Source organism: Amycolatopsis sp. NPDC051128 (assembly GCF_040682715.1).
Taxonomy (GTDB): Bacteria; Actinomycetota; Actinomycetes; order Mycobacteriales; family Pseudonocardiaceae; genus Amycolatopsis.
In genome coordinates, this window is the sequence record NZ_JBFBBN010000023.1 from 86,097 (window position 1) to 112,736 (window position 26,640).

At 73.7% G+C, this 26,640-nt stretch carries 9 protein-coding genes; 8 read left to right on the forward strand and 1 reads right to left on the reverse strand.

What is annotated here, in order from left to right; translation table 11 throughout:
• Positions 1-17: 17 nt before the first annotated feature.
• Positions 18-755: a TetR/AcrR family transcriptional regulator gene (locus AB0M82_RS23515; RefSeq protein ID WP_364725428.1), complete on the reverse strand. Its 738-nt coding sequence runs from the start codon at positions 753-755 to the stop codon at positions 18-20.
• A gap of 70 nt (positions 756-825) precedes the next feature.
• Here AB0M82_RS23515 and AB0M82_RS23520 point away from each other — a divergent pair, with 70 nt between their 5' ends.
• From AB0M82_RS23520 to AB0M82_RS23555, 8 genes are all read left to right on the forward strand, one after another.
• Positions 826-1,245, forward strand: coding sequence for a hypothetical protein (locus AB0M82_RS23520; protein ID WP_364725430.1), 420 nt, complete (start codon positions 826-828; stop codon positions 1,243-1,245).
• Positions 1,246-1,342: 97 nt separating this feature from the next.
• Complete coding sequence (locus AB0M82_RS23525) at positions 1,343-1,576, forward strand: hypothetical protein (RefSeq protein ID WP_364725433.1); 234 nt, start codon at positions 1,343-1,345, stop codon at positions 1,574-1,576.
• A 14-nt stretch (positions 1,577-1,590) separates the two neighbouring features.
• Complete coding sequence (locus AB0M82_RS23530) at positions 1,591-2,349, forward strand: ABC transporter ATP-binding protein (protein ID WP_364725435.1); 759 nt, start codon at positions 1,591-1,593, stop codon at positions 2,347-2,349.
• Positions 2,346-4,907: an FtsX-like permease family protein gene (locus tag AB0M82_RS23535; protein ID WP_364725438.1), complete on the forward strand. Its 2,562-nt coding sequence runs from the start codon at positions 2,346-2,348 to the stop codon at positions 4,905-4,907. Before AB0M82_RS23530 ends, AB0M82_RS23535 begins: the two co-directional genes overlap by 4 nt.
• 102 nt (positions 4,908-5,009) lie before the next feature.
• On the forward strand, positions 5,010-5,912 hold the full coding sequence (locus AB0M82_RS23540) for a nucleotide disphospho-sugar-binding domain-containing protein (protein ID WP_364725440.1): 903 nt from the start codon (positions 5,010-5,012) through the stop codon (positions 5,910-5,912).
• 159 nt (positions 5,913-6,071) lie between these two features.
• A complete protein-coding gene (locus AB0M82_RS23545; protein WP_364725442.1) occupies positions 6,072-11,327 on the forward strand; it encodes a type I polyketide synthase in 5,256 nt (1,751 codons plus the stop codon).
• Complete coding sequence (locus AB0M82_RS23550) at positions 11,324-16,063, forward strand: type I polyketide synthase (RefSeq protein WP_364725445.1); 4,740 nt, start codon at positions 11,324-11,326, stop codon at positions 16,061-16,063. The genes AB0M82_RS23545 and AB0M82_RS23550 overlap by 4 nt, the downstream gene beginning before the upstream one ends.
• A 33-nt stretch (positions 16,064-16,096) precedes the next feature.
• Positions 16,097-26,467 carry a type I polyketide synthase gene (locus AB0M82_RS23555; protein WP_364725447.1) on the forward strand — a complete coding sequence of 3,457 codons (10,371 nt, stop codon included), beginning with the start codon at positions 16,097-16,099 and terminating at the stop codon, positions 26,465-26,467.
• Positions 26,468-26,640: the final 173 nt, after the last annotated feature.

A 26,640-nucleotide genomic window follows, 5' to 3' on the forward strand; every position in this document is an offset into this window, starting at 1 on the left:
TCCGGCTGGGCGGCGGGTCAGGAGCGGGAGTCGACGAGCAGGCCCGCGATGCCGTCCAGGACCCGGTCGAGACCGAAGTCCACCGAACTCGACGCCGGGTACTCGCCCCGCGAGGCGAGCGCCGCCAGGTGGGGATAGCCCTCCGCGGCCAGCAGCGGCTGGAGGAACGAGCGAACATCCCCAGCCCGCGAAGGGGAGTCGGCCGAATCCGGGTCGGACGACGCCCGCAGGCGGTCGGCCGTGGCGCGGGCGAAGTCCGCCACCAGCCGGGCACAACCGAGGGCGTCCACATCGGACAGTCCGGCGGCGGACAGGGTCGCCACCAGCAACTCCGTCCAGCGCAACCGGTGCGGGGTGATCGCGCTGCCGCGGAACGGGATGTCCAGCAGCCACGGCCGGGCCTGGTAGCGGTCCAGCGCGGCGTGCGCCCAGGCACGGGTGACGACCTGCCACTCCGGGCCGGACATCGGCGGCGGTGGCCCGAAACCCTCGTCCGCGAGCAGGATCAGCAGTTCGTCCTTCGAGCCGACGTAGCGGTACAACGCGTTCGTGGTCAGGCCGAGCGAAGCGGCGATGTTGGGCAGCGACGCCGCGGCCAGCCCGTCGGCGTCGGCGAGCTCGATGGCGGCCGTGACGATCTGGGCCAAGCTGTGCGACGGCTTGGGGCCACGGCGGGGCCGCGGCGCGGCGACCCACGCCGGGGCCAGTCCCGGTGGCAGGTCCGGACGTTCGTCCGGCTCGGGTTCGGTCGGCATCTATCGCTCCGCGGTCTGAGTCAGTAAACTGTGCAAGTCTTACACTAATCGGCGCTGGGAGCGAGTACCTGTGAGCGAGAGCAACCGGTTCGGGCTGGGTCCAGTCACCGAGCTGGACCGGAAGCTGGCGGCCACCGAGGTCGAACACGCCCTCGCGACCGGGCAGTACGACGGCGGGGAAGCTGCCCGCCGGCTGGCCAGGGTCCGGCTGGCCACCACGCAGGCCGCGCTGCGCGTCGCGGTCGCGGGACGGGCCGAGGCGGTGGTCCCGCCGGTGCTCGAGGCGGCGCCGAAGATCGCGGGCGCGCTGTGGGCGGTCGTCAGCCTCGTTCACCTCGTCATCTGGCTGTTCATCGGGTTGATCGGCGGGCAGTGGGACCCGCTGTGGCTGCTCTGGGTGGTGCTCGGCGGCGGGGTGCTGGTGGCCGGCGTGTGGAAGGCCCGTGACTGGGACCGCCGCATGCGGATCTCCGCAGGTGGCGCCCCCTAGGCGGGCGCGGCTTCCCCGTCCGGCGGCGGTGCGCTAAACTGTGCATGCCTTACACGATTAATCCGACCACTCGGCCGGTGCCGATATGGGGGGCTTCATGCCGGAGAGCACAGAAGAAACGCGGTCCTCGGGCGGTCGCGCCCGCCGGGTCGTCACGATCGTGTGGGCGGTCGTCGGCGGCATCCAGTTCGTGATCTGGCTGCTCATGAGCCTGATCAGCATGTCGTTCAAGTCGCCGTTCTGGCTGTGGACGATCGGTATCGGCGGGGTCGTCCTGCTGGCGTGGTGGTACCTCGACCCGGCGCGGCGAGCCCGGGAAGGATCGGAGTGAACGACGTGCCAACGATGACCTCCGTCGAGTCGCCGGTCCAGCTGGACGCGGTGCACAAGACCTACGGTTCCGGCGACAGCGCCGTGGAAGCGCTTGCCGGAGTCACTGTCACCTTCCCGGCGGGCACCTTCACCGCGGTGATGGGCCCTTCGGGTTCCGGCAAGAGCACGCTGCTGCACTGCGCGGCGGGCCTGGACAAGCCGACCTCCGGCAGCGTCCGGCTGGCCGGCACCGACCTGAAGGGCAAGAGCGAGACCCAGCTGACGGTGCTGCGCCGCGAGCACGTCGCGTTCGTCTTCCAGTCGTTCAACCTGATGCCCGCGCTGAACGTCGAGCAGAACGTCACCCTGCCGACGCTGCTGGCCGGCCGCGAGCCGGACCAGGCGTGGGTGAACGAGGTGATCGGGCGCGTCGGGCTTTCGCAGCGCGTGAAGCACCGCCCCGGTGAGCTTTCCGGCGGCCAGCAGCAGCGCGTCGCGATCGCCCGCGCGCTCGCCGGGCGGCCCGCGGTGGTCTTCGCCGACGAGCCGACCGGTGCGCTCGACACGACCACCGCGCTCGAGGTGCTGAACCTCATGCGCGAGCTGGTGAGCGCGGGCCAGACCATCGTGATGGTCACTCACGACCCGGTCGCGGCGTCCTTCGCGGACAACGTCCTCTTCCTCGTGGACGGCCAGATCGTCACGCAGATGGCGACGCCGAGCGTCGAAGCCGTCGCGTCGACCCTGGCGCAGCTCGGGGCCCGGGCCAAGCAGGCACGGGGGCAGCGGTGAGTTCGCGGCGGGTGGTGCTCAACCTGGCGCTGGCCAGCCTGCGGTACCGCGTGGCGGCATCGCTCGCGTCCTTCGTCGCGATCCTGATCGGCTGCGGGTTGCTGATCGCGTGCGCCGGGCTGTTCGAGACGGCCATCGTGCTGCAGGCGAAGCCGCAGCGGCTCGCGTCGGCGCCGATCGTGGTCGGCGGGTCGTCGGGGTTCAAGCTGCCCGACGAAGAGTCGGAGGTGGTCCCGTACGCCGAGCGTGCCGGGCTGCCCGCGGACCAGGTCGCCAAGATCGCCGCGGTGCCGGGCGCGCAGCGCGTGGTCACGGACGTGTCGTTCCCCGCGGTGCTGCTGAGTGACGGCACGCCACAGGTCACCGGCCCGTCCGTCCTTTCCGGACACGGCTGGGACTCCGCCGCGCTCGGCGGCTACGTCCTGCGCGAGGGCGGCCAGCCGGCGCCGGGGCAGGTCGTGCTCGACGCGGCCACCGCGGACGCGGCCGGGATCAAGGCGGGCTCGAACGTGGACCTCGCGGTCGGCGGGCGGAAGCAGACCTTCACCGTCGCGGGGACCGCCGGGCCTGGCCAGGCCGTGCGGGCGCCGGCGTTCTTCTTCTCTCCCGTTGACGCGCAGCAGTTTTCCCCGCACCAGGGCCGGTTCGACCTGGCCGGGGTGTTCCCGGCCGATGGCGTGGACGCGGGCGAGCTCGCCGCGCGCATCGCGGAGCAGGTTCCCGGCGTCAGCGTGCTGACCGGCGACGAGCGTGGTTCGGCCGAGTTCCTCGGCGTCGACAACAGCCGGCTGCCGCTGATCCTGCTGGCCGCGGTGTTCGGCGGCATGGTGCTGGTGGTCATGGCGCTGGTCGTCTCCGCGACGATCAGTCTCACCGTGCGGCAGCGCCAGCAGGAGCTCGCGCTGCTGCGGGCCACCGGCGCGACGCCGAAGCAGGTGCACCGGATGGTGCTCGCCGAGACCATGGCCGTCGGCGCGGTCGCCGCGGTGTGCGGCGGCGTCCTCGGCAGCTTGCTCGGCAACCAGATCTTCGACACCAGCGCGTCGCTCGGCATCGTGCCGGACGAGCTGGTGTTCCGGCAGGACGTCGTCGCGTTCGCCGCCGGGATCGTCGCCACGCTCGCGATCGTCTACGCCGCGGCGTGGTTCGCCGCGCTGGCCGCGGCGCGGGCCCGGCCGATCCAGGCGCTGGCCGAGGCCTCGATCCCGAGTGCCAAGGTGAACCCCTTGCGCCGCACGGGTGCCGCGGTGTGCGGGATCGCGACGGTGCTGCTCGCCGGCACCACGATGTTCATGCCCGCCGATACGGCGGCGGCGTTCGGCGGGCCGGCGGTGCTCACCGGCGCCATCGCGGTGGCGCTGGTCGGGCCGGAGATCATGGCCTACGTCGCGGACCGCTTCGGCCCGCTCATCCGGCGGGTCGGTGGCCGGGACGCCACCCTCGCGGTGATCAACTCGCGGGCGCGCGCGGTGGCTTTCGCCGCGGCGCTCACGCCGATCACGCTGGCCACGGCGGTCGCGCTCGGCAACGTCTACTCGGAGACCACCGCGCAGAAGGCGCAGATCGCCGCGTATGCCGGTCAGCTGCGGGCCGACGTCGTGATCAGCGCCGGCAGCGGCGCGATGCCGGCCGACGAGCTCCAGCGGATCCGGAGCACGCCGGGAGTCGGCACCGCGTCGCCGCTGGTCACCAGCTCCGGCTGGATCGAGCAGCCCTATGACGGCAACGGCAGCGACCCGCTGCGCCTGATGGGCGTGGCCGCCGAGGACCAGGGCGGCACGGTGCTCGCGACCGCGGTCACCGAGGGATCGCTGAAGAACCTCACCGGTGACGCGGTCGCGCTGCCTCAGGAAGTGGCGGAGAACCTCGAGATCAAGGTCGGGTCCAAGATCACCATGCGGCTCGGGGACGGGACGCAGGCGCAGGTGAACGTCGTCGCGCTGCTCGACAGCCCGTCGAGCTACGCGAGCATGGTCCTGCCCGCCGACCTCCTCGCCGCGCACACCACGAGTGGCCTGCCCGCGCAGGTGCTGGTGAAGGCCGCCGAGGGGAAGGACGCGAGCGAGCTCGTGTCCGCGCTCACCGACCAGTTGAAGGACTGGCCGGGCGTCACGGTCGGCGACGACAGTGCGCTGCTGCGGAACTTCCAGGCCGGCGCGGACGTCGAGGCGTTGATCAACTACCTGCTGGCCGTGCTCGCCATCGCCTACGCGGCGATCGCGGCGGTGAACACGCTCGCCGTGGCCGTGCTCGGCCGCCGCCGGGAGTTCGGCGTGCAGCGGCTCGCCGGCGCCGATCGCCGCCAGGTCCGGCGGATGCTGTTCATCGAGGGTGGCATCGTCGCGGTGGCCGGGCTGGTGCTCGGCATCGTCATCTCGCTGTTCACCGTGCTGCCGATGGCGATCACGACCGGTGAGATCATCCCGTCCGGGCCAATCTGGGTGTTCCTCGCGGTGGTGGTCGCGGTGTTCCTGATCGTCTGGCCGGTCACCGCGCTGGCCGCGCGGCTCGCCATGCGCCGGAACCCGATCGAGGCGGTGGCCCTGCCCGGGCAATGAGCGACCGGCGATAGGGGTACTGGGGCACCTCCGGCGTGGTTAGTGTCGAATCAAACTATCCGCGCCGGGTGTGCCCCGGCTCCATTTCCTGGAGTGGATTCCATGCGCGTGCTCATGGCCGCCCCGTCGTCGCCTGCCCGGCTGCACAATCTCACGCCCCTCGCGTGGGCGTTGCGGAACGCGGGCCATGACGTGAAAATCGCCGGACGCCCGTCGTTCGTCGAAGAGATCCTCCGTACCAGTTGTGTGGCCGTCGAATTGGAAAGCGGTGCGGAAGCCTCGCTCGCCGAATCCGCGGCCCTGGCCGAATTCGCCGAGCTGTGGCGGCCCCAGGTCGTGGTCTCCGACGCCCGCGCACCGGCGGGAACGGCCGCTGCGCGGGCGGTCGGAGCCGTCGCCGTCCGGGTGATCGGCGCGCTGGACGAGCCGGACCCGGCGGACGTGGACATCACCTTGGACACCGTGCCACCTTCGTTGCGTGCCGGGGGCGGTTCGGCCCGCGCGGTACGGCACGTGCCCTACTTCGGTCCCGTCGTGGTGCCGAACTGGTTGCGCCGCAAGGCAAGGCGCAGCCGCGTACTGCTGTCGCTCACCGACGAGACGATGTTCGGCCCGGTGTTCGACGCGGTCGCGGAAGCCGACTTCGAACTGGTGTGCGCGGCCGAGGCGGCCCGCGTCCCGGCCGGGGTGGCGATGCCGGCCAACGTCCGGCTCGTCGACTCCGCGCCCCCGGCCGCGCTGCTGCCGACGTGTGCCGCGGTCGTCCACGACGGCGACGCGGCACTCGCGCTCGCGGCGGCGGCGCACGGCCTGCCCCAGCTTTCCCTCACCGAATCGGCGATCGCCCCGCGGATCGCGGCGGCCGGCGCCGGAAGGACCGGCTCCGTCGAAGGAGCCCGCGCGCTGACGGCCGACGAAGAGCTGCGCCGCGCCGCGAACGCGTTGCGTGAAGAGATCGCCGCGCTGCCCGCCCCGCGCACCGTCGTGGCCGAACTGATCCGCTGATTGCGGGGGCGTCCCGGCCCGGTTAGGGGTGGGGCGGGCGAAGACCTCTGGGTAGCGTTTTCCGCAGAATCACCTGGAAATTCGCGGGCAACTTACCGAGGCGGTCGATTACGTGAGTGCCATTTTCTGCTCCGCCGGCGCCGGAATGGGGGTAATGACGTGAGCACGGAAGACGAGGGCAAGCTGCTCGGTTACCTCAAGCGCGCGACGGCCGAACTGCGCGAGGCGAAGCAGGCCCTGCGGGAGGTGCGGCAGGCCGACACCGAGCCGATCGCGATCGTCGGCATGGACTGCCGGTACCCCGGTGGGGTCGCCTCCCCGGAGGACCTGTGGGAGCTGGTGGCGTCCGGCACCGACGCGATCGGCCCGTTCCCGGCCGACCGCGGCTGGCCGCTGGAGGCGCTCTACGACCCGGCGGGGGAGCGGCCCGGCACCACGAACACCCGCGAGGCGGGCTTCCTCTACGACGCCGCCGAGTTCGACCCGGAGTTCTTCGGCATCTCGCCGCGCGAGGCGCGCGCGATGGACGCCCAGCAGCGGGTGCTGCTGCAGACCTCGTGGACGGCGCTGGAGCGGGCCGGCATCGTGCCGGAGACGCTGCGCGGCAGCAGCACCGGCGTGTTCGCCGGGGTGATGTACCACGACTACGCGGGCCACGAGGCCGCCGGCAGCGTCGTCTCCGGCCGGGTCGCGTACGCGCTCGGGCTGGAAGGCCCGGCGGTGACGGTGGACACCGCGTGCTCGTCCTCGCTGGTCGCTCTGCACTGGGCCGGCCAGGCGCTGCGCCGCGGCGATTGCGCGCTGGCCCTCGTCGGCGGCGTCACGGTGATGGCCACGCCCGGGACGTTTGTGGACTTCACCGAACAGCGCGGCCTGTCGGACGACGGACGCTGCAAGGCGTACGCCGCCGGCGCCGACGGCACCGGCTGGGGCGAGGGCGTCGGCGTGCTCGTGGTCGAGCGGCTGTCCGACGCTCGCCGGCTCGGCCACGACGTGCTCGCCGTCGTGCGGGGCAGCGCGGTGAACTCGGACGGCGCCTCCAGCGGGCTCACCGTCCCCAACGGGCCGGCGCAGCAGCGGGTCATCCAGCAGGCACTCGAGTCGGCCGGACTGTCCACATCGGACGTCGACCTGGTCGAAGGGCACGGCACGGGAACGAAGCTGGGCGACCCGATCGAGGCGCAGGCTCTGCTGGCGACCTACGGGCAGCGCCGCGAAGAAGAGCCACTGTGGCTCGGCTCGCTCAAGTCGAACATCGGGCACGCGCAGGCCGCCGCCGGCGTCGGTGGCGTGATCAAGGTCGTGCAGGCCATCCGCCACGGCGTGCTGCCGAAGACCCTGCACGTGGACGCGCCGTCCCCGCACGTCGACTGGTCGGCCGGCCGGGTCGAACTGCTCACCGAGTCCCGCGAGTGGCCCGCGGTGTCCCGGCCACGCCGCGGCGCGGTGTCGTCGTTCGGCATCAGCGGCACCAACGCCCACGTGATCGTCGAGCAGGCCGATCCGGCGCCGGAGGAGCCGGTGACCCCGCCCGCGGTGCCCGTCCTCGCGTGGCCGGTGTCGGCCGACTCGCCGGACACCCTGGCCGCACAGGCGCAGCGGCTCGCCGACCTGGCCGACGCCGCCGATTCGCCGGCGGACATCGGTTTCTCGCTCGCCACGACCCGTTCGGCGCTGGACCACCGGGCCGTCGTCGTCGGCGCCGGCCGCGCGGAACTGCTCGCCGGGCTGGCCGCGCTCGCCGCGGGGGCCGACGCGCCCGGCGTGGTGCGCGACCGCCGGGGAAGTGGCCGGACGGCGTTCCTTTTCACCGGTCAGGGCGCCCAGCGCGCCGGGATGGGGCTGGTGCTCGCCGGGCAGTACCCGGCGTTCGCCGAAGCGCTCGACGCCGTGGCCGCCGAACTGGACCAGCACCTGGACCGTCCACTGCGGACGGTCCTCGACGACGACGAGGCGCTGGGGCAGACCGGTTTCACGCAGCCCGCGCTGTTCGCCGTCGAGGTCGCGCTGTACCGGCTGCTGGAGACGTGGGGCGTGCGGCCCGACTTCCTCCTCGGCCACTCGATCGGCGAGCTGGCCGCGGCGCACGTCGCCGGGGTGCTTTCGCTCGGCGACGCCTGCACGCTGGTCGCCGCGCGGGCGAAGCTCATGCAGGCCCTGCCGGCGGGTGGCGCGATGGTCGCGATCCAGGCCACCGAGGCCGAGGTGACGCCGCTGCTCACGGCCGAGGTGAGCATCGCCGCGATCAACGGCCCGGACGCGCTGGTGATCTCGGGCGCCGAAGACGACACGGCCGCCGTCGCCGCTCGGTTTTCCGGCCGCAAGACCTCGAAGCTGAAGGTGTCACACGCTTTCCACTCACCGCTGATGGAGCCGATGCTCGCCGAGTTCGCCGCCGTCGCGAAGAAGCTCACCTACGCGAAGCCCGAGATCCCGATCGTCTCGACGGTCGCCGCCGACGCCGACCTGGCGACGCCGGAGTACTGGGTGCACCAGGTTCGTGCGGCCGTCCGGTTCCACGACGGCGTGCGCGCGCTGGCCGCCGAGGGGGTCCGGACGTTCGTCGAGGTGGGGCCGGGCGCGGTGCTCACCGCCGCCGCGCGGACGGCGCTGGAGGACACCGCGTCGGAGCACAACGTCCTGGCGTTCGTCCCGGCGCAGCGCAAGGACCGGGCCGAGGCGCACACCGTCGTCACCGCGCTCGCGACCCTGCACGCCCGGGGGGTTCCCGTGGACTGGGCGGCCTTCTACGCCGGTGCCCGGCGGGTCGCGCTGCCCACCTATGCGTTCCGCCGCACCCGCTACTGGCTGCCCGCCACCATCGCCGCCGGCGACGCCGGAGACCATGGCCAGCAGCCCGCTGGGCACCCCATGCTCAGCGCCGTCGTGCGGGTCCCGGATTCCGGCGCGCTGGTGCTCACCGGCCGGCTGTCCGCGGACACCACTCCGTGGCTGGCCGACCACGTCGTCCTCGGCACGATCCTGTTGCCCGGCACGGCTTTCCTCGAGCTGGCGCAGCGCGCCGCCGACGAGGCCGGCTGCGCCCGGATCGAGGAACTGACGCTGCAGGCCCCGCTGACGCTGGCCGAAGGCGCGGGCGCGGCGATCCAGGTTTCGGTGGAAGCCGAGGAGAACGGCCGCCGTCACCTCACCGTCCACTCGCGACCCGACGGCGAGGACGCCTGGATCCGGCACGCCGAGGGGTTCGTGAGCGCCGAAGCCGACGCGCCGTCGTTCGACCTGGCCGAGTGGCCGCCCGCGGGTGCCGTCGAGGTCGAGCTGGCCGAACCGTACGAGCGGCTCGCGGAGCTGGGCTACGACTACGGCACCGCCTTCCAGGGCCTGCGGGCGATGTGGCGGCACGGCGACGACGTGTACGCCGACGTCGTCCTGCCCGATGGCGCCGACGCCCTCGGTTACGGACTGCACCCGGCGCTGCTCGACGCCGCGATGCACGCCCAGCTGCTCGGCCCCGAGCCGGAAGACGGCGAAGCGAAGCCGATGCTGCCGTTCGCCTTCACCGGCACCACGCTGCACCGCGCGGGTGCGGCGGAGCTGAGGGTGCACGTGTCGCCGAAGAGCGCCGACACCATCACGCTGCGGATCGCCGACGCCACCGGCGGGCCCGTGCTCTCCGTCGAGTCCCTGGCCGCGCGGCCGATCTCGCTGGACAAGCTGGCATCGAGCCGGGACTCGCTGTTCCGGGTGTCCTGGGAACCCGCTTCGACCACCGGGAACGCCGGCGGCGCGAAGGTGCTGGAAGTGTCCACTCCGGACGGTCCGGTGCCCGTCGCGGCTCGCGCGGTCACACGGCAGGTGCTCGCCGCGGTCCGGGAACTGCTCGCCGAGGACGGCGAGACCCGCTTGGCCGTGGTCACGCGCGGCGCGGTGGCGGTCGACGGCGAGGACGTCGACCCGGCCCTCGCGCCGGTCTGGGGCCTGGTGCGGGCGGCCGAGGCCGAGAACCCGGGCCGGTTCGTCCTCGTCGACCTCGACGTGAACGGCACCGCCGAGTCCGCCTTGGCCACCGGCGAGCCCGAGGTGGCCGTCCGCGACGGCAAGGTCCTCGTGCCGCGCCTGACCCCCGCGACGCCGCAGGCCGGCGAGCTGAACTGGAACCCCGGCGGGACCGTCCTCATCACCGGGGGCACCGGCGGGCTCGGCGCCGTCGTCGCGAAGCACCTGGTGACGCGGCACGGGGTGCGCCGCCTGCTGCTCACCAGCCGCCGGGGCGCCGACGCCCCCGGCGCGGCCGAGCTTCGCGAAGAACTCCGGCAGCTGGGCAGTGCGGTGACGATCGCGAGCTGCGACGTCACCGACGCGGCGTCCGTGCGGGCGCTGCTCGACGCGGTCCCGGCCGAAGCGCCGCTGACCGCCGTCCTGCACGCCGCGGGCGTCGCCGCCGGCGGCCGGGTCGAGGCGCTCACCGACGACGAGCTGGACCGCGTCTTCGCCCCCAAGGTCGACGGCGCGTGGCACCTGCACGAGCTGACCCGCGACCTCGACGCGTTCGTCCTGTTCTCCTCGGCCGCGAGCACCGTGCTCGCGGCCGGCCAAGCCGGCTACGCCGCCGCCAACGCCTACCTCGACGAGCTGGCTCGCCATCGCCGTGCCCAGGGGCTCGCGGCGACGGCACTGGACTGGGGCGCCTGGGCCGAGGACGGTGGCATGGCCGGCGAGCTCGACGAGGCCGACTTCCGCCGGCTGCGCCGCCTCGGCACGCCGCCGATGGCCACCGAAGAGGCCCTCGCCCTGCTCGACGCGTGCCTCGTCGCCGAGGAAGCCGTGCTCGCGCCGGTGAAGCTCGATCTCGCGGCGCTGCGCGCCCGCACCGACGCTCTTCCGCCGGTCTTGCGCGGGCTCGTCCGGCCCGCGCCGGCCCGCCGCACGGCCGCCCGGTCCGGCGGCGCGGTCGCCGCCCGGCTGGGCACGGTGCCCGAGGCCGAGCGCGAGGCCTACCTCCTGAGCGTGGTGTCCGAGCAGGTCGCGGCGGTGCTCGGGTTCACGTCGGCCGCGTCGGTCGAGCCGGAGCGCGCCTTCCAGGAGATGGGCTTCGACTCGCTCACTTCGGTGGAGCTGCGCAACCAGCTCGGTGCGCTGACCGGCCTGAAACTGACCGCGACCATCGTGTTCGACCACCCGACGCCGGCCGCGCTCGCCCGGCGCCTGCACGAGCTGCTCGGCCCGGGCCGCGGCGCCGCGGAGCCGCTGCTGGCCGAGATCGACCGGCTCGAGGCCGTGCTCAACGCCGCCGGGTCGCTCAACGGCTCGACCGCGAAGGTCACCGCCCGGCTCGACGCCCTGGTGCGCAAGTGGACCGACACGCACGCGGGCGTCGCCGAATCCGCCGACCTGGACGAAGCCACCGACGACGAGCTCTTTGCCGTGCTGGACGAGGAATTGGGTATCTCATGAGCAACGAGGACAAGCTCCGCGACTACCTGAAGCGCGCGACGGCCGACCTCAAGCAGGCCAGGCACCGGGTGCACGAGCTGGAGACCAGGGACACCGAGCCCCTCGCGATCATCGGCATGAGCTGCCGCTACCCCGGGGGCGTCGCCACGCCGGACGACCTCTGGGACGTGGTCGACGGGGGCCGTGACGTGATCGGCGAGTTTCCCGCCGACCGCGGCTGGGACCTCGAGGGCGTTTACGATCCGACGCCCGAGCGGCCCGGCAAGACCTACACGCGTCACGGCGGTTTCCTCTACGACGCCGCGAACTTCGACGCGGAGTTCTTCGGCATCAGCCCGCGTGACGCCCGCCGCGCCGACCCCCAGCAGCGGATCCTGCTCGAAGCGTCCTGGGAGGCCATCGAGCGGGCCGGGCTCGACCCGCACGCGCTCAAGGGCAGCCCCACCGGCGTCTTCGCCGGCGTCATGTACCACGACTACAGCGGCGGCAGCCCCGAGGGCAGCCTGGTCTCCGGGCAGGTGTCCTACACGCTCGGGCTCGAAGGACCGTCGGTTTCGGTGGACACCGCGTGCTCGTCGTCGCTGGTCGCCCTGCACATGGCGGCGCAGGGCCTGCGCCGCGGCGACTGCACGCTGGCGCTGGTCAGCGGCGTCGCCGTGATGGGGACGCCCGAGATGTTCGTCGACTTCTCCAGCCGCCGCGGCCTGGCCGCGAACGGCCGGAGCAAGTCGTTTTCCGACGACGCCGACGGCACGTCGTGGGCCGAGGGCGTCGGCGTGCTCGTGCTGGAGCGCCTCTCGGACGCGCGCCGCAACGGTCATCGGATCCTCGCGCTGCTGCGCGGTTCCGCGGTGAACCAGGACGGCGCGAGCAACGGCTTCTCCGCCCCGAACGGCCCCTCGCAGGTCCGGGTGATCGAGGCGGCGCTGGCCGACGCCGGGCTTTCGGTGTCCGATGTGGACGCCGTCGAGGCGCACGGCACCGGCACCGCGCTCGGCGACCCGATCGAGGCGCAGTCGCTGATGGAGACCTACGGGCAGCGCACCACGGGGGAGCCGCTGCAGCTCGGCTCGATCAAGTCGAACATGGGCCACCCGCAGGCCGCCGCCGGGGTCGCCGGGGTGATCAAGATGGTGCAGGCGCTGCGGCACGGCAAGCTGCCGCGCACCCTGCACGTCGGCACCCCGTCGAGGCACGTCGACTGGACCGCGGGCGCGGTGGAGCTGCTGATCCAGCCGCGCGACTGGCCCGAGGTCGCCCGCCCGCGCCGCGCGGCCGTGTCCTCGTTCGGCGTCAGCGGCACCAACGCGCACGTGATCCTGGAGCAGGCGCCGAGCCAGGAGCGGGAAGAACCGCCCGCGCCGGTGGTCTGCCCGCTGGTGCTGTCGGCGAAGACCCCGGCCGCGCTGGCCGCCGCCGCCGGCCGGATGGCGTCCCATGTGGACGGTCGTGCCGGCGAGCTCGCCGACATCGCGCACACCCTCGCCACCGGGCGAGCCCGGCTCGACCACCGCGCCGTGGTGCTCGCCGGGGACGGCGCGCAGGCCGCCGAGGCGCTGCGCGCGCTGGCTGCCGGGGGATCGCGGCCGGACCTCGTCACCGGCGCCGCCGATGTGCGCGGCAAGACCGTGTTCGTGTTCCCGGGCCAGGGGTCGCAGTGGACCGGCATGGCGACCGAGTTGCTGGCGCAGTCGCCGGTGTTCGCCGGGCGGATGGCCGAATGCGACGCGGCGCTGCGGAAGTTCGTGGACTGGTCGGTGATCGCGGTGCTGCGCGGGGAGCCGGGCACCCCGCCCGCCGACCGCGTGGACGTGGTGCAGCCGATGCTGTGGGCGGTGATGGTCTCGCTGGCCGCGCTGTGGCGTGCGCACGGCGTGGAGCCGGACATGGTGATCGGGCACTCGCAGGGCGAGATCGCCGCCGCGAGTGTCGCGGGTGCGCTGTCCCTGGAGGACGGTGCCCGGGTGGTCGCGTTGCGCAGCAAGGCGATCGGGGACGTCCTCGGCGGCCGCGGTGGGGGCATGCTCGCCGCCGGCCTGCCCGCCACCGAGCTGCTGACCAGGCTCGACGCCTGGAACGGCCGGATCTCCCTGGCCGCCGACAACGGCGCCACGTCGGCCGTGCTGTCCGGCGACGGCGAGGCCCTCGACGAGCTGCGTGACCAGTTGCAGGCCGAAGGCTTCCGGGCGAAGCGGGTGCCGGTGGACTACGCGTCGCACTCCGCGCACGTCGAGCACCTCGCCGACCGCCTGCTGGCCGACCTCGGCCCGATCACCCCCGGCGCCGGGACGGTCGCGATGACCTCCACGGTGACCGAGGAGCCGGTGACCGAGTCCACCGTGGACGCGAGGTACTGGTTCACCAACCTGCGCACGACGGTCCGGTTCGCGCCGGTCGTCGCGAAGCTCGCCGAGGCGGGCTACACCCGGTTCGTCGAGGTCAGCCCGCACCCGGTGCTGGCCATGAGCATCCAGGAGACCCTCGACGAGGGCGGGCACAGCGGCGCCGTCGTCGGCACGCTGCGCCGGGACGAAGGCAGCCTGACCCGCTTCGCGACGTCACTGGCCGAGCACGCGGTCCGCGGCGGCGCGGCGGACTGGGCCTCGCTGGTGCCCGGCGGCCGGATCGCCGACGTTCCGACCTATCCCTTCCAGCACAAGCGCTTCTGGCACGAAGAGGAAGCCGCGACGGCTCCCGTGACCGGAGCGCAGGTCGCCGACCAGGACTTCTGGCAGGACGTCACCGCCGGTGACGTCGACGCGCTCGCCGTCCGGCTCGGCGTCGAAGCCGCCCCGCTCGCCGAGGTCGTCCCGGCGCTGGCCGCCTGGCACGGCCGCCGCACCGACCTGTCCACAGTGGATTCCTGGCGCTACCGCGTCTCGTGGGCGCCGGTGACCGTCACGGGCGGGCTGGCCGGCACCTGGCTGGTCGTCGTGCCCGCGGACGTTCCCGAGGCGGCCGAGCTGGCCGACGCGCTCGCCGAGCAGGGCGACGTCGTGCGGGTGATCGCGACGGCCGACCGCGAGCAGCTGGCCGGGCTGCTCACCGAGGCGACGGCGCTGCGGCCGTTCGACGGCGTGCTGTCGCTGCTCGCGCTCGACACCCGCGAACACCCGGAGCACCCCGCGCTCAGCACCGCGGTCGCCGCCACCATCGCGCTGCTGCAGGCCTTGCGCGACACCGGCGTCGACGCCCCCGCTTGGGTGGTCACCCGCGGCGCGGTCGCGGTGGACGCCTTCTCCGGCGCCGACCCGGCCGCCGCGGCGGTGTGGGGCCTCGGCACGGTCGTCGCGCTCGACCAGCCCGCCACCTGGGGTGGCCTGGTCGACGTCGAGGGCCCCGCGGACGCCGCCCGCCTGGCCGCCGTGGTGTCCGGAGCGGACAACGAGGACCAGGTCGCGATCCGGCCGTCCGGGGTGTTCGCCCGGCGCATGGTCCGCGCTCCACTGCCGGGAACCGAGACGGAGTGGAAGGCGCGGGGAACGGTGCTGGTCACCGGCGGCACGGGCGCGGTCGGTGCCCACGTCGCCCGCTGGCTGGCCGGCCGCGGCGCCGAGCACATCGTGCTCACCAGCCGTCGCGGTCTCGATGCCGAAGGCGCGCGTGAGCTGGCCGATGAGCTGGGGGCCACCGTGGTGGCCTGCGATGTCTCCGACGAGGAGCAGCTGAAGGCCCTGCTGGCCGAGCACCCGCCGACGGCCGTGGTGCACGCCGCCGGGGTGCTGACCGCCGAGTCGCCCCTGGCCGACGTCACGCCCGCGGAGTTCGCCGCCGCCACCCGTGCCAAGATCACCGGCGCCGCACTGCTCGACAAGCTGCTCGGCGACACCGAGCTGGACGCGTTCGTGCTGATGTCGTCCGGCGCCGCCGTGTGGGGCACCTCGGGCCAGCCCGCGTACGCCGCGGGCAACGCCTACCTCGACGCCCTGGCCCGCCGTCGGCGCGCCGCGGGACGCACCGCGACCGCGATCGCCTGGGGCTCGTGGGGCGGCGGAGGCATGGTCGACGCCGAGGCGAGCGACCTGCTGCGGCGCATCGGCCTGGCCGAGATGGCGCCCGAACTCGCCGTCGAGGCACTGGGTCAGGCACTGGACCACGACGAGACCCACCTGGTGGTCGCCGACATCGACTGGGCCGTGTTCGCCCCGGTGTACCAGCTCGCCCGGCCGCGGCCGCTGCTGCGCGCGCTGCCCGAGGTCGCCGAGGACAAGACCGACACGGTCGAGGACACCGGCGACCTGAAGGGCCGGCTGGCCTCGCTCACGCCCGCCGAACAGCAGCGGACGCTGCTGGAGCTGGTCCGCGGCCAGGTCGCCGTGGTCGCCGGCTACGACAACGGCTCGGCGGTCGAACCGGCCCGCGCGTTCAAGGAGCTCGGCTTCGATTCGGTCACCGCCGTCGACCTGCGCAACCGGCTCGGCGCCGCCACCGGCCTCAAGCTCCCGGCCACCGTCGCCTTCGACCACGTCAACCCGCAGGCGCTCGCCGAGCACCTGTGGACGCAACTGGGCGGCGGCGAAGCGGCGGTCCCGCTGGAAGCGGAACTGGACCGGCTCGAGGCGGTGGCGTCCGGTTTGGACGCCGCGGAGATCGACCGGTCCCGGATCGTCGCCCGCCTGCAGGCGATGGTGACCACCCTGCACAAGACCCTGGCCGGCACCAAGACCACCGACGTGCTGCAGACCGCGACCACGGACGAGCTGTTCGCCCTCATCGACAACGAGCTCGGCGCCTGAGCGCCCCCACCCAGCGACAAGAGGAATCTGGCGATGACTGACGAAAGCAAGCTGGTCGACTACCTGAAGCGGGTGACCGCCAACCTGCAGGAGACGCGTGAGCGGCTGCGTGAGGTCGAGGCGGCGGAGGCCGAGCCGATCGCGATCGTCGCGATGGGCTGCCGCTACCCGGGCGACGTGCGCTCGCCGGAGGACCTCTGGGAACTGGTGGCCGAGGGCCGCGACGCGATCGGCGGGTTCCCGGCCGACCGCGGCTGGAACCTGGACACGCTGTTCGACGCCGACCCCGACAGCCCGGGCACGAGCTACGTCAGCGAAGGCGGCTTCATCCACGACGTGGGGGAGTTCGACGCGCCGTTCTTCGGGATCGCCCCGCGCGAGGCGCTCGCCATGGACCCGCAGCAGCGGCTCGTGCTGGAGCTGGCGTGGGAGACGTTCGAGCGGGCGGGCATCGCGCCGCATTCGCTCGCCAAGCAGCAGGTGGGGGTGTTCGTCGGCAGCGGCGACCAGGACTACTACGACGAGCTCCCGCCGTCCGTGCTGGCCGGCGAGGTGGAGGACTACCTGAGCACCGGCAACGCCGGCTCGGTGATCTCCGGCCGGATCGCCTACGCGCTCGGCCTGGAAGGCCCGGCCATCACGATCGACACCGCGTGCTCGTCGTCGCTGGTCGCCCTGCACCTCGCCGTGCAGGCGCTGCGGCAGCGCGACTGCGCGCTGGCGCTCGCCGGTGGCGTGATGGTGATGTCGCGGCCCGGGCCGTTCCTGGCGTTCAGCCGCCAGCGCGGGCTCGCCGCCGACGGCCGCTGCAAGGCGTTCTCCGACAGCGCCGACGGCACGGGCTGGGCCGAGGGCGCGGGCACGCTCCTGCTGGAGCGGCTGTCCGACGCGCGCCGCAACGGCCACCCGGTGCTCGCCGTCGTGCGCGGCTCCGCGGTGAACTCCGACGGCGCGTCGAACGGCCTCACCGCTCCGAACGGGCCCTCGCAGCAGCGGGTCATCCGGCAGGCACTGGCCAACGCACGGCTCTCGGCGTCCGAAGTGGACGCGGTGGAAGGGCACGGCACCGGCACCACGCTGGGCGACCCGATCGAGGCACAGGCCGTGCTCGCCACCTATGGCCAGGACCGCGACCGGCCGCTGTGGCTGGGCTCGATCAAGTCGAACATCGGCCACGCCCAGGGGGCGGCGGGCGTCGGCGGCGTGATCAAGATGGTGATGGCGCTGCGCAACGGCGTGCTACCGAAGACCTTGCACGTCACCGAGCCGTCCACCGAGGTCGACTGGTCGGCCGGGAACGTCGAGCTGCTACGCGAGGAACGGCCCTGGGGTGCGGGCGAAAAGCCGCGCCGCGCCGGTGTGTCGTCCTTCGGCGTCAGTGGCACCAACGCGCACGTGATCGTCGAAGAGGCCCCCTCCGTCGAGGCGGAGGAAGTGACGCCGAGCTGGCCGGAAGGCGTCCCGGTCCCGTGGCCGCTCGCCGGGCACGGCGCCGCGGCGCTGAAGGCCCAGGCGTCGCGACTGCTGTCCGTCGTGGACGGTGCTTCGCCGCTCGACCTCGGTTTCTCGCTGGCGACGTCGCGTTCGCCGCTCACCCACCGCGCCGTCGTGCTCGACAGGAAGGCCGGGGTCGCCGCCCTCGCCGACGGCTTGGCGTCGCCCGCGCTGGTCACCGGCACCACCGTCGAGGGACTCACCGCGTTCCTCTTCTCCGGCCAGGGCGCTCAGCGCGCGGGCATGGGGGCCGAGCTCGCCGCCGCGTTCCCGGTGTTCGCTCAGGCGCTGGACGAGGTCTTCGCCGAGCTGGACCCGTATCTCGACCGTCCACTGAAGACGGTCGTCTTCGAGAAGCCGCGCCTGATCAACCAGACCGGCTACACCCAGCCCGCGCTGTTCGCGATCGAGGTCGCGCTGTTCCGGCTGCTGTCCTCGTGGGGCCTCAAGCCCGACTTCCTGCTCGGCCACTCGGTCGGCGAACTGGCCGCCGCGCACGTCGCCGGTGTGCTGTCGCTGGCCGACGCCGCCAAACTGGTGGCCGCCCGTGCGAAGCTCATGCAGGCGCTTCCGGCCGGCGGCGCGATGGTCGCCCTGCAGGCGACCGAGGACGAGGTCACGCCGCTGCTGACCGCCGACGTGAGCATCGCCGCGATCAACGGCCCGGACTCCGTGGTGCTCTCCGGCACCGAGGACGCTGTCACCGCCGTCGTCGCGCGGTTCGATGGCCGGAAGTCCTCGAAACTCAAGGTGTCGCACGCGTTCCACTCGCCGCTGATGGAGCCGATGCTGGCCGAGTTCGCCGCCGTCGCCCGCACGCTCACCTACTCCGCGCCGACGATCCCGCTGGTCTCCAACGTCTCCGGCGCGCTCGCCGGAGGAGAGGTCGCCACGCCGGAGTACTGGGTCTCGCACGTCCGCGCGGCCGTCCGCTTCCACGACGGGCTCACCGCGCTGAGCGCCCAGGGCGTCTCGCGGTTCGTCGAGGTCGGGCCGGACGGCGTGCTGTCCGCACTGGCCCAGCAGAGCTTCGACACGATGGTCGTGCCGGTCCTGCGCAAGGACCGGCCGGAGCCGCAGGCGGCGCTCACGGCGCTCGCCGAGCTGTTCGTCAGCGGGCTCGTCCCGGACTGGGCCGCGGTCTTCGCCGGCCGCGGCGCGCGGCGCGTCGACCTGCCGCCGTACGAGTTCCAGCGCAAGCGTTACTGGCTCGACGCCCGCGCCAACCGCGACGAGGTGACCGCGGCCGGCCTCACCTCGGCCGGGCACCCGCTGCTCGGCGCTGCCGTCTCCCTCGCCGACACCGACGGCGTGGTGCTCACCGGGCGGCTTTCGGTGGAGACGCACGCGTGGCTGGCCGAGCACCGGCTCGGCGACGTCATCACCGTGCCCGGCACGGCGTTCCTCGAGCTGGTGGTCCGCGCCGGCGACCAGGTCGGCAGCGGCCGGATCGAAGAACTCACGCTCAGCAGCCCGCTGGTGGTGCCGGAGCGGGGTGGTGTGCAGGTCCAGGTGACCGTGGGCGCGGCGGGGGAGCAGGGTGTCCGTGCCGTGACCGTCCACTCGCGAGCGGAAGGCGCCGACGGCGAACCGTGGACGCCGCACGCGAGCGGCACGGTCGCGCCCCAGTCGCACCGGGGCGGGGCGGAGCTGACCGAGTGGCCGCCCGCCGGTGCCGAGCCGGTCGGGATCGAGGGCGTGTACGACGATTTCGCCGACACCGGTCTCACCTACGGTCCGCTGTTCCGTTCGCTGCGCGCCGTGTGGAGCCGCGGGGGCGAGGTGTTCGCCGAGGTCGTCCTGCCCGAGGACAGCGACGCCGAGCGCTTCGGCCTGCACCCGGCGGCGCTCGACGCCTGCACCCACGCCCTGCGCGTCGCGGGCGGTGGTGACGGCGGGGTCGGCCGGGTCCCGTTCTGCTGGACCGGCGTCGAGCTGCACGCCTCCGGCGCCTCGGCGCTGCGGGTGCGGTTCACGCCGACCACCGATGACGGCAATGTCGGCTACGAAGTCGCGCTCGCCGACGCCACCGGGGCGCCCGTCGCCACCGTGGCCGAGACCGTGTTCCGCGCGTTCACCGCGCCGGTCGCGGCGGAAGTGCCGCTCTACCGGATCGAATGGCAGCGGATCCCCACCGAGTCCACTGTGGACGCCTCCGCCGTCGAGGTCTTCGACTGCGCAGGGGAAACCGGCACCGCGGAGGAGACACACGCACTGACCCACAGCGTCCTCGGCGCCCTGCAGGTCTGGCTCGCCGAGGACCACCCGGAGGACGCGCGCCTGGTCGTGGTCACCCGCGGGGCCGTCGCGGCCGGCGGCGGCGTCACCGACCTCGCCGCCTCCGCCGCCTGGGGCCTCGTGCGCTCGGCCCAGGAGGAGAACCCGGACACGTTCGTGCTGCTGGACCTGGACGCCGAGGCCGAAATCGACGAGGTCCTGCCGCGGGTCCTCGCCACCGGGGAAGCGCAGGCCGCGGTCCGCTTCGGCACGGTGCTCGTCCCGCGGCTCGTGCGCACCACGGCCGAACCCGAACCGGCGTACTTCCACCCCAACGGCACCGTGCTGATCACCGGCGCGTCCGGCGCGCTCGGCGCCAAGCTCGCCTGGCACCTGGTCACCGAGCACAGCGTCCGCCGGTTGTTGCTGGTCAGCCGCCGCGGCACGCCCGGGCTGACCCGCCTGGCCACCGACCTCGGTGAGCTGGGCGTGGACGTCGAGATCGCGCAGTGCGACGTCACCGACCGCGCCGCGCTCGCCCAGGTGCTGGCCGCGATTCCCGCCGAGCACCCGCTGACGTCGGTGGTGCACGCCGCCGGTGTTCTCGACGACGGCGTGCTCACCGCACTCACGCCCGAGCGCGTCGACGCCGTGCTGCGGCCGAAGGTCGACGGCGCGCTGAACCTGCACGAGCTCACCCGCGACACCGCGCTTTCGGCGTTCGTGCTGTTCTCCTCGGTCTCCGGCGTGCTCGGCGCGCCGGGCCAGGGCAGCTATGCCGCGGCCAACGCGTTCCTCGACGCCCTCGCGTCGCACCGCGTGGCCCGCGGGCTGCCCGGTCTGTCGCTGGGCTGGGGCCTGTGGGGCGAGGTCGGCGGCATGGGCGGCACGCTCACGAAGGAGGAGGTCAGCCGCCTCGCGACGAGTGGCATCGTGCCACTGTCCAATGCGGACGGTCTGGCGCTGTTCGACCGGGCCCTCGTGGTCCGCCACGCCACGGTCGTCCCGGCCAAGCTGGACCTGCCGGCGCTGCGCAAGCTCGACCGGCTCCCGAAGACCCTCGAAGAGCTGGTCGGACGGCCCACCCGGCGCGTCGCCTCGGGTGCGGCGGCGGCCGCGGAGGATTCCTTCGCCGCCCGCCTGCTGGCCCTGCCCGAGGCGGACCGGGCCGACGCCGTGCTCGAACTGGTCCGCGGGCACGCCGCCACCGTGCTCGGCTACGGCGGCGCGCACGAGATCGAGGCGTCCGCCCAGTTCCAGTCGCTCGGCTTCGACTCGCTCACCGCGATCGAACTGCGCAACGGCCTCACCGCGGCCACCGGCCAGCGGCTGCCCGCGACCCTGATCTTCGACCACCCGACGCCGTCGGCGCTGGCCGGGCACCTCCTGGCCGAACTGGCCGGCACCGGCGACGTCGTCACCGCGGCTCTGGCGTCTTCGGGGGCGTCCGACGAGCCCATCGCGATCGTCGGCATGGCCTGCCGCCTGCCCGGCGGGGTCACCTCGCCCGAGCAGCTGTGGGAGCTCGTCGCGAACAACCGGGACGCCATCGGCGACTTCCCCGCCGACCGCGGCTGGGACGTCGACGGCCTGCTCGACCCGACCGGCCGCCGCCCCGGCACCACCTACGTCGCCCGCGGCGGGTTCGTCTACGACGCCGGCGACTTCGACCCCACGTTCTTCGGGGTCTCGCCCAAGGAAGCACCGGCCATCGACCCGCAGCAGCGGCTGCTGCTGGAGGCGTGCTGGGAGGCCCTCGAACGCGCGGGCATCGACCCGACCTCGCTCAAGGGCAGCCCGACCGGCGTCTACGCGGGCGTCCAGTACCACGACTACGTTGGCGCGAACAGCGCCGGCTCCATCGTCACCGGCCGGGTGTCCTACACCCTCGGCCTGGAGGGCCCGGCGGTCAGCGTCGACACCGCGTGCTCGTCCTCGCTGGTCGCGATGCACATGGCCGCCCAGGCACTGCGCGGTGGCGACTGCACCCTGGCACTGGCCGGGGGCGTGACCGTGATGGCGACGCCCGAGACGTTCGTCGAGTTCAGCCGCCAGCAGGGGCTGGCCGCCGACGGCCGGTGCAAGGTGTTCTCCGACGACGCCGACGGCACCACCTGGTCCGAAGGCGTCGGCGTGCTGGTGCTGGAGCGGCTGTCCGAGGCCCGCCGCCTCGGCCACCCGGTGCTCGCGGTGCTCAAGGGCAGCGCGGTCAACCAGGACGGCACGTCCAACGGGCTCACCGCCCCCAACGGCCCCGCCCAGCAGCGCGTGATCCGCGCGGCGCTGGCCGACGCCGGCCTGGCCGCGTCCGATGTGGACGCCGTCGAGGCGCACGGCACCGGCACGAAGCTGGGCGACCCGATCGAGGTCCAGGCGCTGCTCGCCACCTACGGCAAGGAGACGTCGGCCGAGCGTCCACTGTGGATCGGCTCGGTCAAGTCGAACATCGGCCACACCCAGGCCGCGGCCGGCGCGGCCGGCGTGATCAAGATGGTGATGGCCATGCGCCAGGGCGAACTGCCCGCGACGCTGAACCTCAGCCGCCCGTCCACCGAGATCGACTGGTCGTCCGGCGCGGTCCGCGCGCTGGCCGAGCCGGTGAAGTGGCTGCCCAACGGGCACACCCGCCGGGCCGGTGTCTCGTCGTTCGGCGTCAGCGGCACCAACGCCCACGTGATCATCGAGGAGGGCGACCGTCGCGAGGTGACCGGCGGACACGACCACGACGGCCCGGTCGCCTGGCCGGTCTCCGGCCGCGGCGCCGCCGCGCTTCGGGCACAAGCCGAGCAGCTGATGTCCTATGTGGATGAAGAGCCCGAAGGCAGCCTCGCCGACATCGGCTTCTCGCTGGCCACCACGCGCGGCGCGTTCGACCGCCGGGCGGTGCTGATCGGCAGCCGGTCACCGCAGTTCGTCCGCGGTCTCGCGGCACTGGTCGACGAGGAGCAGGCGCGCGGGGTCGTCAGCGGCATCGCCACCGCGGGCGGACGCACGGCGTTCCTGTTCGCCGGCCAGGGTTCGCAGCGCGCGAAGATGGGCGCGCGGCTCGCCGAGCAGTACCCGGCGTTCGCGGCCGCGTACGACGAGGTCTGCGCGGAACTCGACCGGCACCTGGACCGCCCGATCCGCGACGTGATCGACGGCGGCGAGGGGCTCGACGAGACCCGCTACACCCAGCCCGCGCTGTTCGCGCTGGAGGTCGCGCTGTTCCGCCTGGTGCGGGCGTGGGGCGTCAAGCCGGACGTGCTCACCGGACACTCGATCGGCGAGATCGCCGCGGCTCACTGCGCCGGCGTGTTCTCCCTGGCCGACGCGGCGAAGCTGGTGGTCGCCCGGGGCGCGCTGATGCAGGCGCTGCCCTCGGGAGGAGCGATGGTGGCTGTCGAAGCGACGCCCGAAGCGGTGCTCGAAGCCGCGGGGGACAGCGTCGACATCGCCGCCGTCAACGGCCCGAGCGCGGTCGTCATCTCGGGCGCGGCCGACGCCGTCGCCGAGGTCGCGGCGAAGTTCGAGCGCACCAAGCAGCTTCGCGTCTCGCACGCGTTCCACTCCCGCCTGATGGACCCGATGCTCGAAGAGTTCCGCGCGGTGGCAACGGAGCTGACCTACGCGTCGCCGCGCGTTCCGGTGATCTCCACGGTCACCGGCGGGCCGGCCGAGCTGACCTCGCCGGAGTACTGGGTCCAGCAGGTCCGCGAGGGCGTCCGGTTCCTCGACGCGGTCACCCGCGCCGCGGCCGACGGCGTCACCCGCTTCCTGGAACTGGGCCCGGACACCACGCTCACCGCGATGACCGCGGGCTGCTTCGACGAGCGGCCCGACGTGCTGGCTTCGCTGCTGCACAAGGAGGACGACGAGGCGGTGGCCGCGCTGACCGGGGTCGCGCAGCTGCACGTCAGCGGCGTCGACGTCGACTGGTCCGTGATCTACGAGCCGACCGGCGCCCGGCCGGTCCCGGTGCCGACCTACCCGTTCCAGCGGCAGCGCTTCTGGCTGGAGAGCACCACCGGCGCCTCGAGCGAAGAGGACCACCCGCTGCTCGGGTCGGCGCTGGAACTGGCCGACGCCGACGGGCTGCTGTTCAGCGGACGGCTTTCCGCCGGCACGCACCCGTGGCTGGCCGACCACGTCGTCGGCGGCTCGATCCTGTTCCCCGGCACCGGCTTCGTCGAGATGGCGATCCGGGCCGGCGACGAGGCCGGCTGCCCACGCCTCGACGAGCTGACCCTGGAGTACCCGCTGGTCGTCCCCGAGCGGACCGGCGTCCGCGTCCAGTTCGCCCTCGGCGCGCCCGACGGCGGCGGTACCCGGACGTTCAGCGTGCACTCCCGGCCGGAAGGCGACAGCGCCGCCTGGACCCGGCACGCGACCGGCAAGCTCGCCAAGGCGGGCAAGGCCGGGAAGTTCGAGCTGACCGAGTGGCCGCCCGCCGGCGCCGAGCAGGTCCGGCTGGAGGGCACCTACGAGGAACTGGCCGCCGACGGGCTGGTCTACGGCCCCGCGTTCCGCGGGCTCGTCGCGGCCTGGAAGCGTGACGGCGAAGCGTTCGCCGAGATCCAGCTTCCGGCCGCGGTGTCCGATGTGGACCGGTACGGCATTCATCCCGCCGCGCTCGACGCCGCGTTGCACACCATCGGCGTCTCCGGGGCGGCCGGGGACGAACCGGCGCTGCCGTTCGCCTGGGAGGGTGTCCGGCTGCACGCCGTCGGCGCGACGACCCTGCGGGTCCACGTCCGCCCGGTGGGCTCCGGCGCGGTCTCGCTCGATGTCGCCGACGGCACCGGGGCTCCGGTCGCGTCGGTGGAATCCCTGCTGCTGCGCCCGATGTCCGCGGTTCCGCAGGCGGCGGCGACGGGCGGCGGGGACTCGCTGTTCCGCGTCGCCTGGGAGCAGACCGATCTTGACGCCGTCGCCGAGGTCACCGACTGGACCGTGCTGGGCCCGGACGCCTTCGGCCTCACCGAAGCGCTCGGCGCGGCCCAGGTCGACGCGGTGTCCGACGCGACCGGTCCGGCCGTGCTGCCCGCGGGCGGCACGGACGACGTCCACGCCGAACTGCACCGCGTGCTCGGCCTGCTGCAGAACTGGCTGGCCGGATCCGGGGAGTCGCTGATCGTCGTGACCCGCGGGGCCGTGGCGGCCGAGGCGGGGGAGAACCCCGACCCGGTCGGCGCCGCGGTGGCGGGCCTGGTCCGCTCGGCGCAGGCCGAGCACCCGGGCCGGATCACCCTCGTCGACCTCGGCGCGGGCACCCCGGCGGGCCGGACGCTCGCCACGGTGGCGGCCTCCGACGAGCCGCAGGTGGCGCTGCGGGCCGGTGCGGTGCTGGTGCCGCGGCTGGCCAAGGCGGCCGACGCGGCGGCCGCGCCGGTCTGGGACGCCGAAGGGACGGTGCTCGTCACCGGCGCGACCGGTGCGCTCGGCTCGGCCGTGGCGCGGCACCTGGTGACCGAACACGGCGTGAAGAACCTGCTGCTCACCAGCCGCCGCGGGGCCGACGCCCCGGGCGCGGCCGAGCTGCGGGACGAGCTGGCTTCGGCGGGCGCCGATGTCACCCTGGCCGCGTGCGACGTGGCCGATCGCGATGCCGTTTCGGCCCTGCTGGCTTCCGTTCCGGCCGAAGCGCCGCTGCGGGCGGTGGTGCACGCCGCCGGCGTCCTCGACGACGGCGTGCTGACGTCGCTGACGCCGGACCGGCTCGACACCGTGCTGCGCCCGAAGGCCGACGCGGCCCAGGCGTTGCACGAGCTGACTCGCGAACTCGACCTGACGGCGTTCGTGCTGTTCTCCTCGGCCGCCGGGGTGCTAGGCGCGCCGGGGCAGGGCAGTTACGCCGCGGCCAACGCGTTCCTGGACGCCCTCGCCGCCCGGCGCCGGGCCGAAGGCCTCGCCGGCACCTCGCTGGCGTGGGGCCTGTGGGCCGGCGGCATGGGCGAGGCACTGGAGGACGCGGACGCGCACCGGATCGGCGAGACCGGCATCACCGCACTGTCCACCGAGGACGGTCTGCGGCTGCTGGACGCGACGGCGGGTGCGGCGGAGGCGCTGCTGGTGCCGATCGCGCTGGACACCCGGGTGCTGACGTCGTCCGGTGACGACGACCTCCCGGCCGTCCTGCGCGGCCTGGCCGGCACTCCCGGCCGCCGCGCGGCGCAGGACGCGGCCGAGGACACCGAGTCGCTGGCGAAGAAGCTGGCCGGGCTGCCGGTGAACAAGCGCGTCCCCTTCGTGCTCACCCTGGTGCGCACGCACGCGGCCGCGTTGCTCGGCTACGCGGGACCGGAGGCGGTGGAGCCGGACCGCTCGTTCAACGAGGTCGGCTTCGACTCGTTGTCCGCCACCGGGTTCCGCAACAAGCTCAGCCTCGTCACCGGCATGAAGCTGCCGGTGAGCCTGATCTTCGACTACCCGACCCCGCGGATCCTCGCCGAGCACCTGGCCGGCGAACTGGCGCCGGCCGAAGCCGAGGCCGCGCCCGAAGCCGTCACCGAGCTGGGGGTCCGGGAGGCGCTGGCGGGCATCCCGCTGGAGAAGCTGCGCTCCGCCGGGCTCCTGGCGGGCCTGCTGGAGCTGGCGGGCGTGCGCCTGCCCGAGGACACCGTCGAACCCGAAGCCGTCGAGGAGGCGACGATCGACGACCTCGACGCCGACGCCCTGATCAGCATGGCGATCGGCGGTGGTGACGACGACTAGTAAATTCCGTGTGAGGCGACGCATCTTTCATAGCGAAAGTGACGTGTCGGGGTGGGGAGTGTCCGGTGGTCCACCCCTAAACCGGCCCGACCCGGCCATTATTGCCGCCGCCGAACCGGCTGTGGCCCACTGGAACCGACAGTTTCCCGTGCATCACCACGATCTTGACCCGA